3 tRNA genes are annotated in these 367 nt (G+C 46.0%); all 3 read right to left on the reverse strand.

The features are described from left to right. Window positions 1–43 precede the first annotated feature (43 nt). The 3 genes from H5125_RS21865 to H5125_RS21875 all read right to left on the reverse strand — a co-directional run bounded on the left by H5125_RS21865 (window position 44) and on the right by H5125_RS21875 (window position 361). A tRNA-Met gene (locus H5125_RS21865) sits at window positions 44–119 on the reverse strand. Window positions 120–164: 45 nt separating this feature from the next. Continuing rightward, window positions 165–240: transfer RNA gene (locus tag H5125_RS21870), tRNA-Met, on the reverse strand. Between the two features lie 45 nt (window positions 241–285). After that, window positions 286–361: transfer RNA gene (locus tag H5125_RS21875), tRNA-Met, on the reverse strand. Between the last annotated feature and the right edge of the window lie 6 nt (window positions 362–367).

The raw sequence follows: 367 nt of genomic DNA on the forward strand, positions 1-367 counted from the left end.
CGATAAACGCTATCAATTATTTTAATTCTATTGACTAAAGAAATGGTTGCGGGAGTAGGACTTGAACCTACGACCTTCGGGTTATGAGCCCGACGAGCTACCAACTGCTCCATCCCGCGTCCGATAAACGCTATCAATTATTTTTATTCTATTGATTAAAGAAATGGTTGCGGGAGTAGGACTTGAACCTACGACCTTCGGGTTATGAGCCCGACGAGCTACCAACTGCTCCATCCCGCGTCCGATAAACGCTATCAATTATTTTAATTCTATTGACTAAAGAAATGGTTGCGGGAGTAGGACTTGAACCTACGACCTTCGGGTTATGAGCCCGACGAGCTACCAACTGCTCCATCCCGCGTCCGAT

It is taken from the genome of Shewanella sp. SR44-4, assembly GCF_014163715.1.
Lineage (GTDB): Bacteria > Pseudomonadota > Gammaproteobacteria > Enterobacterales > Shewanellaceae > Shewanella.